Genomic DNA, 13,360 nt, shown 5'->3' with positions numbered 1-13,360 from the left:
TCGTTCCACCGATCCAGGACCAACTCGAGTTCCATGTCGGTCGCCACGTTCAGCGCCCAGACGGGCGTTTCGGCGTCCACGCCGACAAACCGCTCGAAGAAGTTCAGGAACCTCGAATGATGTTCGCGCGCTTCGTCATCAGTGTAGAGGTTCGGGTTGGTCTCGAAGTCGACGTGAGTGCGGGTACCACCGACGCTCTGGTAGAAGTTGACGCCCAGGTCTTCGATGGTGCCGGTCGAGAGGATGTTGAACTCGCCCAACACAGGTCCGAGGGCCACCTCGTTGTGGAAGAGCATGATGTTCACCAGCGGACCGAGCAGGTCCCGCTGGACCGCACTGGCGGACGAGCCTCTGCGCATGTCCTCGTGCCGGTAGCGCTGGCGCCGCAGCGCACCCGAGACGGCGACCTGGACCTGGGTGAGGAGCTCCGCGATGGTGGTGTCGGCGCCAACGTGCAGCCTGAGCGGCACCACGTTGGACATCATGCCGCCGGACCGCCGGGCGGCGGCCGTCGTACGTGCGGTGACAGGCAGGCTCAGGATGACATCCTCGTTGCCCGAGATCTGTGCCAGATAGCTCGCGAACGCGGCGATCAGCATCCCCGCGGGCGATGAATTCTGCTCCGAGACCGCGGCGGAGAGCTGCGCGGCAAACTCGTCGGAAAGCGCCGCGCTGGACACCCCGTTGACCGCCGACGGAGCCGCGGTCCGACCGCTGAGGCTGGTGCCTTCCTCCAGGCCGGCGATCCGCTCGGCCCAGTACTCGCCGTCGGCGGTGAACCTCTCGCTCTCCCGGTAGGCCGTGTCCGACTTGTACAGCTCGCTCAGGTCCACCGCCTTCAAGGGCGCCGGCTCGCGGCCCTCGACCGCGGCCGAGTACAACTCGGCGACGCGCGTCATGAAGTTCATGGCGCCGAATCCGTCGAGGATGATGTGGTGGCAGCGCGAGTACCAGAAGTACCGGCTGTCCTCGATCCGTAGCACTGCGGCGACGATCAGTCGGTCTTCGAGGAGGTTGACGGGGGCGCTGTAGTCGGCCTGCATCCACTCGTGAGCGGCCCGCTCAGGATCCTCTTCGCCCCGGAAGTCACGGACCAGGAGCGAGTCGTCGATGCCGAGATCCACCATCTGGCAGGGCTGGCCGTCACGTTCGAGAATCCGCAGGAAGCCCGATCCGAACTCGGACGACCCGACGATGCTGGCCCGTTCGAGAGTGTCGATGTCGAGGTCACCCCGCATGTCGACGTACTGCGCGATGTTGATCGGCACGTCGGGATCGAGATGCTGGGCGTACCACATCCCGAGCTGGGCATGCGAGAGCGGGAATACCTCCATCGCGTCAACGTCGGTGGCGTGATCGGTGCCGTCGATTCCGTCGAACGCGGTCGGCTTCAACTGATTCCCCTTTTTTCGGAACAACCCGGTCGTCCCTGCAAATGCCCAGGCCAGAAGGTTGGCCTTGCCAACAAGGCCGAGGGCTACGGCAGACACGACGGGCCGAAGTCAGATTTCGTAGAGATTGAATCCGCTTCACAGCGGGATACGTACGCGCCCTGGGCGCGCAATCCATCGGCAGGTCAGTGGCACATCACGTGCCTACGCCGACTCCGGTCTGTCCGTGACTGTGCGCAGCCACCACTACCGCGGCAACCGCCGCGGTCCCCTGTATCTGACGCACGTCGATCCATTGTGTTCTCACAGATCGCCCTCCCGAAGAACAATCCAACCGTCAACAGGACGGCAACCCGATCACGACGAGGGCAGGACGCCACCGACCGCACGTGGCAACTTACCGCGTTAGCCGAGCTTTTCGAGGGCTTTTGAAAGTATCTCGGGCATGCGTCCAGGTGTCCGCCGACAACGCCGAGAAGAACACGAACGCCGTCCCGACCTGCCGCCAAGTGAATGGCGATTCGCGCAGGTCAGGACGGCGTCGAGGGGACTACCAGCGAGTTGGGTGAACATCACAATTTGATTGTGATTATGTCACAGGCCCACGGCCTCGCCTCAAACCTTCTCCGGATGCCGGTGATTTACTGACGGTGTACTAGAGGGTCAGGCGTGAAGCCCGTCTGTGCCCGCCCGAGTCATCACGATGTTCGGGACGACAGCCCGCGAAGAGAGGCGGAGCAACGACTCGGCAACCTCCACGATGTCGTTCACCTCGAGCATCTGCTCGGCCGGGATTCGGTCGTGGATCCACGCGCTCATGTCGGTGTCGACGTACCCGGGCGCAATCGTGGTGGCGCTGACGCCGTTGCCCGACTCCTCCGCGTTGAGCGTCTGGACCAACGAGATCAGCGCAGCCTTGGTCGCGCCGTACACCGCCAGGCCGTGCTCGGCGTAGACCCCCGCGATCGAGGCCAGCGCGATCACCTTTGCGCCGCGTCCCGGGTCCGCCTCAGCGCCCTTGCGCAGCAGCGGCAGGCACTGCTGCAGCAGCTGGAACGGGGCGCGCAGGTTCACGTCGAGGGTCTTGTCGAACCGCTTCATCGGGTATTCGGCGACGGTCCCCGCGGTACCGACGCCAGCGTTGAGGATCAGCGCCTTCATCGGGCCGAGCCGGTCCTCGTGCACCTGAGTGAGCCGTCGGACAGCGTCCTCGTCGGCCATGTCACCGGCCACCGGGACCACCTCGGGTGCACCCGCCGCACGGAGTTCGGCAGCCACCACGTCGAGCCGCTCGGCGTCGCGCGCCGTGACGGTCAGCGAGTAGCCGAGACTCGCGAGCCGGTGGGCGATGCCCAGCCCGATCCCGCGGGAGGCGCCGGTGACCAGCGCGGTGTGGACGATCCGGGACTCGCTCATGCCGATACTCCTTCCAGGGCACGCAGCCCAGCGGTGATGAACTCCGGCGTCGCGTCCGCCGCCTTCTCTGCGCCACTGCCGGAATCGGAGCCCTGCAGCGCGCGGTGGGTGATGCCCTCGCCGACCACGGCGAGCTTGAAGTTCGCCAGCGCCATGTAGAAGCTCCAGTTGCCGAGATCGCGGCCCGACGCCACGGCGTAGGTCTGCGCGAGCTCGTCGGCCGATGGCAGCCGATCACTGGTCCAGGCGGCCTTCGTACCGAGCAGCAGGTCGAAGGCAGGGTTCCGGTACACGCACATCAGAGCCACGTCGGTGAGCGGGTCCCCGAGGGTCGAGAGCTCCCAGTCCACCAGTGCGCGGACCGCGGTGGGGTCGGCGGCGTCGAGGATGGTGTTGTCGATCCGGTAGTCCCCGTGCACGATGGACGCCTCCGAGTGCTGCGGGATCGACTCGGCCAGGCGCGCATGCAGCTTCGCGACGTCGGGCAGCTCACGCGTCTTGACCCGCTCCCACTGCTTCGCCCACAGCGCCACCTGACGAGCGAGGAAGCCCTCGGGACGGCCGAACTCGCCGAGACCGGCATCCCGGTAGTCCACCTCGTGCAGTGCTGCCAGCACCCGGACCAGTTCGCCGGCATTGCCCGCGACCTGCTCGTCGGTGAGCGCGGCGAGGTCGTCCTGGTCCCGCACCACCAGACCGTCGACGAACTCGACGACGGTGGTCGGCGCGCCCAGGGCCTTCCCGTCGGCGTCGAACGCCACCGTTCGCGCCACCGGGATCCCGGTGCCCTGCAGACCGTTGGTCACCGTGTACTCGCGTGCCATGTCGTGCGCGGAGGGCGTCAGTCCGCTGACCGGCGGTCGGCGGACCACCCACGAGGAGCGGTCGTCAAAGGCCTTGAAGGTCAGGTTCGAGCGTCCGCCGCTGATCAGTTCCACCCGCAGGTCGCCATGCAGTTCGATGCCCTCGGCAACCAGGTACCGCTGCAAGGCGGCGACATCCATCCCCGGCAGGTTCATCGTGCATCCGCCTGTGCGCGCTTGGCCGCACCGACGACGCGCTTGGCGATCGCCCAACGGTGCACCTCGGAGGGGCCGTCGTAGACCCGGAACGGCCGCACCTCACGGGAGAGCCGGGCCAGCGGCAGGTCGCCGGAAACGCCCATCCCACCGCACATCTGGACGCTGCGGTCCACGATCCGGAAGATCGCCTCGGCCGCATAGGTCTTGGCGATGGACGTGGAGTTCGACGCGTGCTCGCCGCGGTCGAGCTCCCAGCAGGCACGCACCAGCAGCGCGCGCGTCGCGGCGATGTCGATCTCGTTGTCCGCGACCATCTTCTGGATCATGCCGAGGTCTCCGAGCTTCGAACCGAAGCCCTCGCGCTTGGCGACGTAGTCGACAGCGACGTCGTGGCCGCGGCGGGCGGCACCCAGCCAGCGCATCACGTGCGTCATCCGCGCCGGCCCGAGCCGCACCTGGGCGTACTCGAAGCCGCGGTCCACCTCGCCGAGCACGGCACTGTCCGGCACCAGCAGGTCCTCGAAGAACACCTCGCAGTGCCCGCCGATCATCGAGCGGTCCAGGGTGTCGATGTGACGGCCGACCCGGATACCGGGCGTGTCCGCGGGCGCAAGGAACATCGTGGCCCCGCCGCGCTGACCGGGCTCCCCTGAGGTGCGGGCCATGATGATGAAGAACCCGGCGCCGTCCGCGCCGGTGATGAAGAACTTGCGGCCGTTGATCCGCCAGCCGCCGTCGGCCCGGACGGCCCGGGTGTTCAGTGCCGACGGGTCGGAGCCGGCGCCGGGAGAGGGCTCGGTCATCGCGAAGGCCGACCGGACCTCGCCGCGGGCCAGCGGCGCGAGATACTGCTCGCGCTGCTCGGGGTTGGCGATGTGCGCGAGCATGTGCACGTTGCCCTCGTCCGGTGCGGCGATGTTCAGCGCGACAGGACCGAACAGCGAGTAGCCGGCCTCCTCGAACACCGGGGCGCGGTCGGACATGTTCAGGCCGTGGCCGCCGAACTCGACGGGCGCGTGCGGCGCGAAGACCCCGGCGGCCTTCGCCGCGTCCTGCATCCGGACCCGCAGCTCGTCGCCGCCGGCCTCGGTGATGTTGCCGCCGAACTCGTCCTCGATCGGCAGCACCACGTCGCGGGTGAACTCCCGGGTCCGCTTGATCAGGTCCGCGGTCTCGCCGGAATACGCCAGGTCGATTGCCACGTTCTCTCCTTACTCCGGAAACGCCGAACGCTCGTTCCACTTCCATGTCTTCCCGACCACGTTCTCATCCGAGATCAGCCCTGTCAACACGCAACTTTCGTTCTATGCACGACAATGCCCGCAACCAAGTGTTCAGGATTCCTGATACATTGCAGATCCGAACGCCGAGAGGAGGGCGCATGCCCGGACGACCGCCGCTGCCCGAAGCCATCAGGGCGGCCCGCACCGAGCGCGGGCTCTCACTGCGCGAGTTGGCGGCCCGGATCGCGGTCAGCCCCGCCACGCTCAGCGCCATCGAGAACGGCCGGACCGGGGTGTCCGTCGACCGGCTCGTGGAACTGGCCGACGCACTGGAGGTACCGACCGAGCTGCTGCTGGGCGGCGCCGCCTCAACCGAGCGCCCCGCCGCCCCCGCCCGCCGAATGCGCACTTCCCGGACCAAACCCACTGGAACGCCGACGACAACTGCACACTCTGCGGCCGACTGGCGCGAGTTTCCCGCGCTCGAACTCGACCCGGTACTGGCCGCCGCGATCGAGGCATTCGTCGAGACCGGGTACCACGGCGCCACCATGCGCGCGCTGGCCGCCCGGGCCGGGGTGAGCGCGCCCGGCGTGTACCACCACTACCGCGACAAGCAGGAACTTCTCGTCCGCGCGCTCGACCTGACGATGGACGAGATCCACTGGCGGGTGCGCGCGGCCCTCGCCGAGGGCGACACCACCGTGGCCCGGGTCGGCCTCGCGGTGGAGGCGCTCGCGCTCTACCACACCCACCGGCGGGAGCTGGCCTTCATCGGGGCCAGCGAGATGCGCAGCCTGGAACCGCCGAACCGGGACCGGATCCGCGCCTCCCGAAACGCGGTTCAGCACCTCCTCGACGCCGAGATCGGGCTCGGGGTGGCGGCGGGGGACTTCACCACCGCGCACCCGCGCGACGCCGGGAAGGCCATCGTGACGATGTGCACGTCACTGCCCCAGTGGTTCCGGATCGGCGGCCCGTCCACGCCCGAGCAGATCGCCGCCGAGTACGCGAAATTTGCCCTCACGCTGCTCGGAATGCGCTGACGAGGGGGGGCGAACCCCACCCCTTGGGTCCCTGTCCGACCGGGCCCGTGTCGCCCATATTTGTTGGAGTCCACCTGGGCAGACACCACAACCGAAGGGCCACCCCATGATCTCTCGAACCGTCAAGACGCTCGCCGCCTCGATCCTCGTCGCCGCGGGACTGATCGGAGCCCAGGCCGCCGTCGCGAATGCGGCAATCCGCACGAACCCGGACGGCACCACGACCACCGTGTGCGTCTACGACGGCAAGGACTACAGCGTCGGTTCCAAGATCTACCACCCGGACGGCACCTACCAGCTGTGCCGGGCCGACGGCACGTGGTTGCGAACCACCCCGCCCGTCAAGAACCACGGGATCGAACGAGTGCCCGCCCCGGCACGCGCACTCGGGTAACCCCCCCCCGACGACCGGAGCGGCCCACCACACGTGCTGTGGTGGGCCGCTCCGGCTGCTTCGGGGTTGGGCTCAGAGACCCAGACGCGAGTTCGCGTGACGCGGGTTTCCGGCCATGTCGGAGTTCGGCCGGGCCTCCGCGACCAGCGCCGGGATGACCTCGCCGAGCTCGGCCGGGTCCCAGCGTGCGTCCTTCGACACCCCGGGACCGGCGACCCAGGTCTCGGCGACGCTGATGGAGCCACCGTGCACGTTGAAGATCCGTCCGGTGATGCCGTCCGACTCCGGGGACCCCAGCCAGACCACCGTCGGCGAGATGTTCTCGGGCGCGGCCGCGTCGAAACCGGTGCGCTCCTTCTCCGCCTCCGCCGCGGCGACGAACGCCTCCAGGCCGGCGGTCATCTGGGTCAGCGCGGTCGGGGCGATGGCGTTGACGGTGACCCCGAGCCGGGCCAGTTCGTCGGCGAGGATCACGGTGAACGCCGCGATGCCGGCCTTCGCCGCGCCGTAGTTGGCCTGGCCGAGGTTTCCGTAGAGACCCGACGGCGACGAGGTGTTGATGATCCGCGGGTGCGCGACCGGCGTCCCGGCCTTGGACTGCTCGCGCCAGTACGACGCCGCGTGCTGCGACGGCGCGAAGGTGCCGCGCAGGTGCACGCGCATGACATCGTCCCACTGGTCGACGGTCATGTTCACGAACATCTTGTCGCGCAGGATGCCCGCGTTGTTCACCAGGACGTGAATGGTGCCGAAGGTGTCGATCGCGCTGCGGATCAGCCGTCCCGCACCGTCGAAGTCGGAGATGTCGTCCTTGTTCGCAATGGCCTCGCCACCGAGCGCCTTGATCTCCTCGACGACGGCCTCGGCGGGACCGAGGTCGTTGACCACGACCTTGGCGCCCTGCCTCGCGAATTCGAGTGCGTGCTCACGGCCGATACCGCCCGCCGCCCCGGTCACCACGACGACGCGTCCCTCGTTGATACCCATTCGTGCTCTCCTCGGTGCTTCGGTCAGTCCCGGGGCCAGTTCAGCCCCTGGCGCTCCTCGATCTTCTCGTTCAACTTCCGCAGCAAGGTAACCAGATCCCGGCGATCCTGGTCGTCCCAGTCCGCGACAAGGGAGGTCACGCCCTCCACGTTCTGGTCGCGGTCCGAGCGCAATGCCGCCAGCCCGCGCTCGGTCGGACGCAACCTGCGGGCTGTGCCGCCCTCCGCGTCGACGATGCGCTCGGCCAGTCCCTGACGCACCAGCGCGGCGGTCTGACGGTTGACGGTGGACACGTCGAGGCCGAAGGCCTCGGACAGCTCCCGCAGCGTCATCGGCTCGCCTATCTCGAGGCGGGAGAGCAACAGGTACGCGGACCGGTCCAGGGCGCGATCCGGCATCCGCCACTGGGACACGAGGGCCGTGTGCCGCGCCATCAGCGTCAGCTCACGCTCGAGCCCGCGGCCCGCGTCGATCGAATCTGGATCCATCACGTCCATCTTCGCATCCCGGTCCCACCGGTCGGGCAGGTGGATTCGCCGGGTTCGTGTCCTTGCCGCCACGCCCCCGACGAGGCGTAGCCTCCACAGACCCAACCAGAGGAGTCGTCGATGGATGTCGAGCAGGCCCGCAACAAGTTTCAGGAACTCCGCGCACAGTCCGAGGGCGTCTCTCCCACCGATCTCGATGCCGTCTGGGCGGCATTGGACGTCGTGGCCGCAGCCGACATCCTGGGCACCTGGAAGGGAGCCGTGTTCCAGACCGGACATCAGCTCTGCACGATTCTCCCCGCCAGCGGCTGGCACGGGAAGACCTTCCACTCGGTCCTCGACGCCAAGCCCCTGATGTGCCGGGACGACGAGGGCAACCTCTACTCCAACGTCAAGCTCGGCAGGGGCGAGGCCAGCCTGTGGAACATCGAGTTCCGGGGCGAGGTGACCGCGACCATGGTCTACGACGGCAAGCCGATCTTCGACCACTTCAAGAGGGTCGACGAGAACACCCTCATGGGAATCATGAACGGCAAGCCCGAGGCCGTGCTCGACAACGGCCGGCATTTGTATTTCCTGCTCGAAAGAGACTGAGCAGCATCTGCATCCGGGCCGTCGGGGGCCGCAGCGAGGGCGACGGCGATCCGGGGCGGGCAGGTGCGCCCGCCCCGGAGGCTCATGCCGTCGGCACCTTGTCCAGGAAACCGAGGACCAGCGCCACTCGGCCGCTGCCGTCGAGTTCGGCGACGTCGAATCCGTCGATCAGCGAGTCCTCGCCCGGAACGCCCAGTCGCCACGCGAATCGAGCCTGCTCGTGGTGGGTGTCGATCGGGCCGGCCAGGGCGAACCGCAGGCCCGGGAACTGTTGCTGCACCGCACCGACCATCGAGTCGATCTGGTCGTGTCCCACCGCAACGCCGAGCGGGTCCACGTACCTGGACCCGGCCGCGAAGACCTGCTCGACCCGGTCGCGCCGGGCCGCTGGATCTGTTTCGTTCCACATGTCGATGTACGCGGTTGCCTGTTCGGTGAAGTCGCTCATGATGATTCCTTCCGAGGGTGTGATCCGGCGGCTCTGGTTCGCCCGTCGGCTGCCTCCACTCTGCGGCGCCCACCGACGCCAGTCGATTACCTCGGAGGTAATCGTGAGGGCGACCGGACCTCGCTAAGTTGAGCCGTGTGACAGACACGGGAACCTCGCGACCGGTCGGCTCGATACTCAGGGACTGGCGGGAACGGCGCAGGCTCACTCAGCTGGGCCTCTCGTCACAGTCCGGTGTGTCCGCGCGTCATCTCAGCTTCATCGAGACGGGCCGGGCGCGGCCGACCAGGGCAATGATCATTCGACTGTCGGAATGCCTGGAAGTACCACTGCGCCAGCGCAACACGATGCTCCTGGCCGGCGGTCACGCACCTGCCTACCCGCAGAACCGGCTACCCGACGCGCCGATGTCGGCCGTCAACGACGCGATCAACCGGATCCTCGACGCGCACACCCCCTACCCGGCAGTCGTCGTCGACCGCCATTGGGACCTGGTCGCGGGCAACCCTGCCGTCGAGGTGCTCACAGCCGGCTCGGCACCGCATCTGCTCGAACCCCCCGTCAACGTGCTGCGGCTCAGCCTGCACCCGGACGGCATGGCGCCCCGGATCGCGAATCTCGGGCAGTGGCGCGGCCACCTGCTGGCTCGACTGCACCGGGAAGCCGACGCCACCGCGGACCCGGAGTTGGCACAGCTCGTCGACGAGTTGCGCGGCTACCCGGGAGAGGAGGAGATCGGCGAGACCGACACCTCGGCGCTACTGGTTCCGCTGCGGATCCGGACCGACGGCGCCGAACTGTCCATGTTCAGCACGACCACCGTCTTCGGCACCCCGCGCGACGTCACGCTCGCGGAGATTGCGATCGAATCGTTCTACCCGTCCGACTCCGCGACCGCGGACTTCTTCCGCCGCTAGTCGTAGCAACGTCGCGGACGGAGAGCGAAGGATGTGTATCGTACACATCCTTGCGTTCATTGACTTGCCTTTCGTAGCACCAGAGAAGAGATCCGTAGTGACCATTTCGGCACCCAGCGGCACGGAGACCTCCCGCTCCCCGCGCATAGTCCTGGCAATCCTCGCGTTCAGCGGCATCGTCGTCTCGTTGATGCAGACCCTCGTCGTCCCCTTGATCCACGCCCTGCCCGAGCTACTGGACACCGACACCGCGACCGCATCCTGGGTGATCACCTCGACACTGCTCGCGGCCGCCGCCGTCACACCGGTGGCGGGACGCCTCGGGGACATGTTCGGCAAGCGCCGGATGATCCTGATCAGCATGGCGTTCCTCGTCGCCGGCTCCGTGGTGTGCGCGCTGGGCGACTCGGTCACCGCGGTGATCGTCGGCCGCGCACTGCAGGGCGCGGCCACCGGCGCGATCCCGCTCGGCATCTCGATCCTGCGCGACGAACTGCCGCGCGAGAAGGTCGGCGGCGCGATCTCGGTGATGAGCTCGACGATGGGCGTCGGCGGCGCCGTCGGCATGCCGCTCGCCGCCTTCACCGCACAGAACTACGACTGGCACACGCTGTTCTGGGCATCCGCGGTTCTCGGCACGCTGGTCGCGGCAGCGGTCACGATCGCGGTTCCCGAGTCGTCGGTCCGCAACCCCGGACGCTTCGACTACCTCGGCGCCATCGGCCTGACCGTCGGACTGGTCTCGCTGCTGCTCCCGATCACCAAGGGCGCGGACTGGGGCTGGACCAGTGTTCCCACCCTCGGACTGCTCGGCCTGTCGGTCGTCGTCTTCGCCGCCTGGTGCGTGACGGAGCTGCGCACGCCGGAGCCCCTCGTCGACCTTCGGGTGTCGGCGTCGCGGCCGGTGCTGCTCACCAACGTCGCGTCGGTCCTGACCGGATTCGCCATGTACGCGACGTCGTTGACGGTTCCGCTGCTGCTGCAGCTGCCGCCGGAGACGGGATACGGGCTCGGTAAGTCGATGGTCGTCGCGGGCCTGTGCATGGCCCCCGGGGGCATCGTGATGATGATGCTCTCCCCCGTCTCGGCGCACCTGACCAACAGGTACGGTCCGCGCACCACCCTGATGGTCGGCACCGTGGTGATCGCCTCCGGCTACCTGATCGGCGCCGTGCTGATGAACGCAATGTGGCAGATCGCCCTCGTCGCGACGATCATCGGCGCCGGCATCGGCATCTCCTATGCGGCCATGCCCGCGCTGATCATGGGCTCGGTACCGCTGAAGGAGACGGCCGCGGCCAACGGACTCAACTCGCTGATGCGGATGATCGGAACCTCGTTCGCGAGCGCCGTCATGATCCTCGTGCTGACCGGCATGACGATGTCGCTGGGTCCCACCGAGGTGCCCACACACAAGGCCTTCGTCGTGACGTTCCTGATCGGTGCCGGCGCCGCCCTGTGCGCCCTGCTGGTGGCCGCGTTCATCCCGCGACGCGTCCGACTGGATGCCGCGGCCACCCCCGTCCCGGCGTCCGCGGAACCCGCGCCCGCGCCCGCGCACTGACCTGACCGGGGTCGGCGACCGGCGCCGACCCCGTCGGGGCGGGCTACTTCCCGGTCCAGTTCGGCGACCGCCGCTCGAAGAAGGCATCGATCCCTTCGCGCATGTCCGCCGACGCGGTCACCACCGCCTTTGCCCGCTCGGTGACCTCCCACCCGGTGATGTCGGAGTCGGCAGTGAGCGCGTGAACGGCCCGCAGGCTCTCGCGGACCGAGACCGGCGACGACAGGCAGATCCGCTCGGCCATCCGCAGCGCCGCGTCGAGTGCCGCACCCGGCTCGGTGACCTCGTTGACCACCCCGAGTCCGTACGCCCGGTCGGCGCCGAGGGTGTTGCCGGTGATCAGCAGCTCCCGCGCCACATTGACGGGCAGGGCCCGCGGCGCACGGAAGAGCGCACCGGACGTCGCGACCAGACCCCGCAGCGACTCCGGCAGCCCGAACACCGCGTCACGAGCGGCGACGACGAGGTCGCAGGCCAGCGCGATCTCGAAGCCGCCGCCGAGCGCCTGCCCCTCCACCGCCGCGATCAGCGGGGTGCTGCGTTCGCGCCGGATGACCCCGTACTCGCCGCCGCGTGGGGTGAGTGGCCCCGAGCCCTCCTTGATGTCGGTGCCCGCACAGAACACGGTCGGCGTCCCCGTCAGGACGCCGACCCAGAGGTCGGGGTCGTCGTCGAGGCGGTTGAGCGCGGCGTCGATACCCACGGCCATTGCCTCGTTGATGGCGTTGCGCTTGTCCGGGCGCTCGAGACGGATCACGAGCACCCGCCCGCGAACCTCCTGCCGTACCTGCATCCGATTCCTTTCCGTCGTCACCACTGGTCCGTCGTCACCACTGGGGCACCAGTTCCGCCTGACGCTCCACGACCATCTCCCGGATTGCCTGCATGACGGTGGCCGCCGCGGGCCGGCGCAGCCGCCGCGGCCCCAGGCACGCGGTGAACTCGAGGTTGATCGCCACGTCCGACGCCAGCACCCGGCGCAACGTGGGCTCGCGCTCGGCCACGAACGCCGGCAGCAGCCCGATCCCCGCACCCGACAGCGTCGCCATCGTCTGCACCTGCACGTTGGTCGAGCCGAAGGTCACCTGGTGACGCCCGGTCAGCCGGGTCAGCACGTCGAGGTCCTCCACCCGCAACAGGCCCTCGATGTAGTAGACCAGCGAGTGCCCCGCCAGCTCCTCCAAGGTCTGCGGCAGGCCGCGTTCGGACACGTACTCGTCCGAGGCGTAGAGCCCCAACCGGTAGTCCGTGAGTTTCTCGGCCCCCGGACGCCCGACCACCGGCTCGCCGACCCCTATCTCGATGTCGGCACCGATGCCGTAGGCGCCCAGCCGCGTCTGGGTGACGATCTCCACCAGGAGGTCGGGGTTGATCCTGTGCAGTTCTGCCATGAGCGGCGCCACGAACAGCGCCCCGAAGGCATCGGTCGTGGCGATCCGCACCAGCCCGGACAACTCCCGCTCGCGTGGCGTGGTGCTGGCCAGGTCGCGCACCTCGGTCAGGGCCGACTCGATCTGTTCGCACGACTCGAGCAGGCTGTGGCCGAGGTCGGTGAGCGTGCAGCCGCTGACACCGCGGACCAGCAGTGGTGCCCGCAACTCGGACTCCAGTACCGACATCCGGCGCGACACGGTCGCGTGGTTGAGCCCGAGTGCGGACGCGGCCCCGACGAGCGAGCCGCAGCGGGCGATCTCGAGCAGCACCACCAGGTCGTCGGCGCGCATCCGAATCTCCTCACCGACCCCACCTGCTGTGCAGTTCTGCACAGCACGTGTACCAAAGAGGGCCTTTCCTGAGGATGTAACCTAGCTCACTCTTCTAGGCAGCAGCTGCGGCGGTCACCCCTACGCGGCACTCGACAGAAGGGCAC

14 protein-coding genes are annotated in these 13,360 nt (G+C 68.4%); 5 read left to right on the top strand and 9 right to left on the bottom strand.

Annotated elements, in window-relative coordinates; genetic code table 11:
• The 4 genes from RT2_RS01995 to RT2_RS01980 form a co-directional block, all read right to left on the bottom strand.
• Positions 1 to 1,394: condensation domain-containing protein (locus RT2_RS01995; protein WP_255312490.1), on the bottom strand; the 1,394-nt coding region annotated here is incomplete at its 3' end.
• A 660-nt stretch (positions 1,395 to 2,054) separates the two neighbouring features.
• Positions 2,055 to 2,792, bottom strand: coding sequence for an SDR family NAD(P)-dependent oxidoreductase (locus RT2_RS01990; RefSeq protein ID WP_174556653.1), 738 nt, complete (start codon positions 2,790 to 2,792; stop codon positions 2,055 to 2,057).
• Between the two features lie 11 nt (positions 2,793 to 2,803).
• Positions 2,804 to 3,826, bottom strand: coding sequence for a phosphotransferase family protein (locus RT2_RS01985; protein WP_072842802.1), 1,023 nt, complete (start codon positions 3,824 to 3,826; stop codon positions 2,804 to 2,806).
• A complete protein-coding gene (locus RT2_RS01980) occupies positions 3,823 to 5,031 on the bottom strand; it encodes an acyl-CoA dehydrogenase family protein (RefSeq protein WP_072842801.1) in 1,209 nt (402 codons plus the stop codon). The genes RT2_RS01985 and RT2_RS01980 overlap by 4 nt, the downstream gene beginning before the upstream one ends.
• A 179-nt stretch (positions 5,032 to 5,210) precedes the next feature.
• On the opposite strand from RT2_RS01980, the gene RT2_RS01975 reads away from it, so the two are divergent.
• Together RT2_RS01975 and RT2_RS01970 are read left to right on the top strand one after the other, a co-directional pair.
• Positions 5,211 to 6,098 (top strand): TetR-type transcription factor C-terminal domain-containing protein, encoded by an 888-nt coding sequence (locus RT2_RS01975; RefSeq protein WP_072842800.1) that lies wholly within the window; start codon positions 5,211 to 5,213, stop codon positions 6,096 to 6,098.
• A 106-nt stretch (positions 6,099 to 6,204) separates the two neighbouring features.
• Positions 6,205 to 6,492, top strand: coding sequence for a hypothetical protein (locus RT2_RS01970; protein WP_072842799.1), 288 nt, complete (start codon positions 6,205 to 6,207; stop codon positions 6,490 to 6,492).
• A 72-nt stretch (positions 6,493 to 6,564) separates the two neighbouring features.
• Here RT2_RS01970 and RT2_RS01965 read toward each other — a convergent pair whose 3' ends face one another.
• Together RT2_RS01965 and RT2_RS01960 are read right to left on the bottom strand one after the other, a co-directional pair.
• Positions 6,565 to 7,479: an SDR family oxidoreductase gene (locus tag RT2_RS01965; RefSeq protein WP_072842798.1), complete on the bottom strand. Its 915-nt coding sequence runs from the start codon at positions 7,477 to 7,479 to the stop codon at positions 6,565 to 6,567.
• Positions 7,480 to 7,502: 23 nt separating this feature from the next.
• A complete protein-coding gene (locus tag RT2_RS01960) occupies positions 7,503 to 7,967 on the bottom strand; it encodes a MarR family winged helix-turn-helix transcriptional regulator (RefSeq protein WP_245709446.1) in 465 nt (154 codons plus the stop codon).
• Between the two features lie 120 nt (positions 7,968 to 8,087).
• Here RT2_RS01960 and RT2_RS01955 point away from each other — a divergent pair, with 120 nt between their 5' ends.
• Positions 8,088 to 8,561, top strand: a complete 474-nt coding sequence (locus RT2_RS01955; protein ID WP_072842796.1) for a DUF4334 domain-containing protein — start codon at positions 8,088 to 8,090, stop codon at positions 8,559 to 8,561.
• 82 nt (positions 8,562 to 8,643) lie between these two features.
• On the opposite strand, the gene RT2_RS01950 is transcribed toward RT2_RS01955, so the two are convergent.
• Positions 8,644 to 9,009, bottom strand: a complete 366-nt coding sequence (locus RT2_RS01950) for a nuclear transport factor 2 family protein (RefSeq protein WP_072842795.1) — start codon at positions 9,007 to 9,009, stop codon at positions 8,644 to 8,646.
• A 137-nt stretch (positions 9,010 to 9,146) separates the two neighbouring features.
• Between RT2_RS01950 and RT2_RS01945 the strand changes: the two genes are divergently transcribed.
• Positions 9,147 to 9,926 carry a helix-turn-helix domain-containing protein gene (locus tag RT2_RS01945; RefSeq protein WP_092776265.1) on the top strand — a complete coding sequence of 260 codons (780 nt, stop codon included), beginning with the start codon at positions 9,147 to 9,149 and terminating at the stop codon, positions 9,924 to 9,926.
• A 31-nt stretch (positions 9,927 to 9,957) separates the two neighbouring features.
• Positions 9,958 to 11,490 carry an MFS transporter gene (locus RT2_RS01940; RefSeq protein ID WP_083577003.1) on the top strand — a complete coding sequence of 511 codons (1,533 nt, stop codon included), beginning with the start codon at positions 9,958 to 9,960 and terminating at the stop codon, positions 11,488 to 11,490.
• Positions 11,491 to 11,533: 43 nt separating this feature from the next.
• On the opposite strand, the gene RT2_RS01935 is transcribed toward RT2_RS01940, so the two are convergent.
• Complete coding sequence (locus tag RT2_RS01935; protein ID WP_072842793.1) at positions 11,534 to 12,283, bottom strand: enoyl-CoA hydratase-related protein; 750 nt, start codon at positions 12,281 to 12,283, stop codon at positions 11,534 to 11,536.
• Positions 12,284 to 12,317: 34 nt separating this feature from the next.
• Positions 12,318 to 13,214 (bottom strand): LysR family transcriptional regulator, encoded by an 897-nt coding sequence (locus RT2_RS01930; RefSeq protein WP_072842792.1) that lies wholly within the window; start codon positions 13,212 to 13,214, stop codon positions 12,318 to 12,320.
• Positions 13,215 to 13,360: the final 146 nt, after the last annotated feature.

Source organism: Rhodococcus tukisamuensis NBRC 100609 (assembly GCF_001894985.1).
Classification (GTDB): domain Bacteria; phylum Actinomycetota; class Actinomycetes; order Mycobacteriales; family Mycobacteriaceae; genus Rhodococcus_G; species Rhodococcus_G tukisamuensis.
Note: the sequence above shows the minus strand (reverse complement) of the source record. Positions and strands in the feature narration are given on the sequence as shown.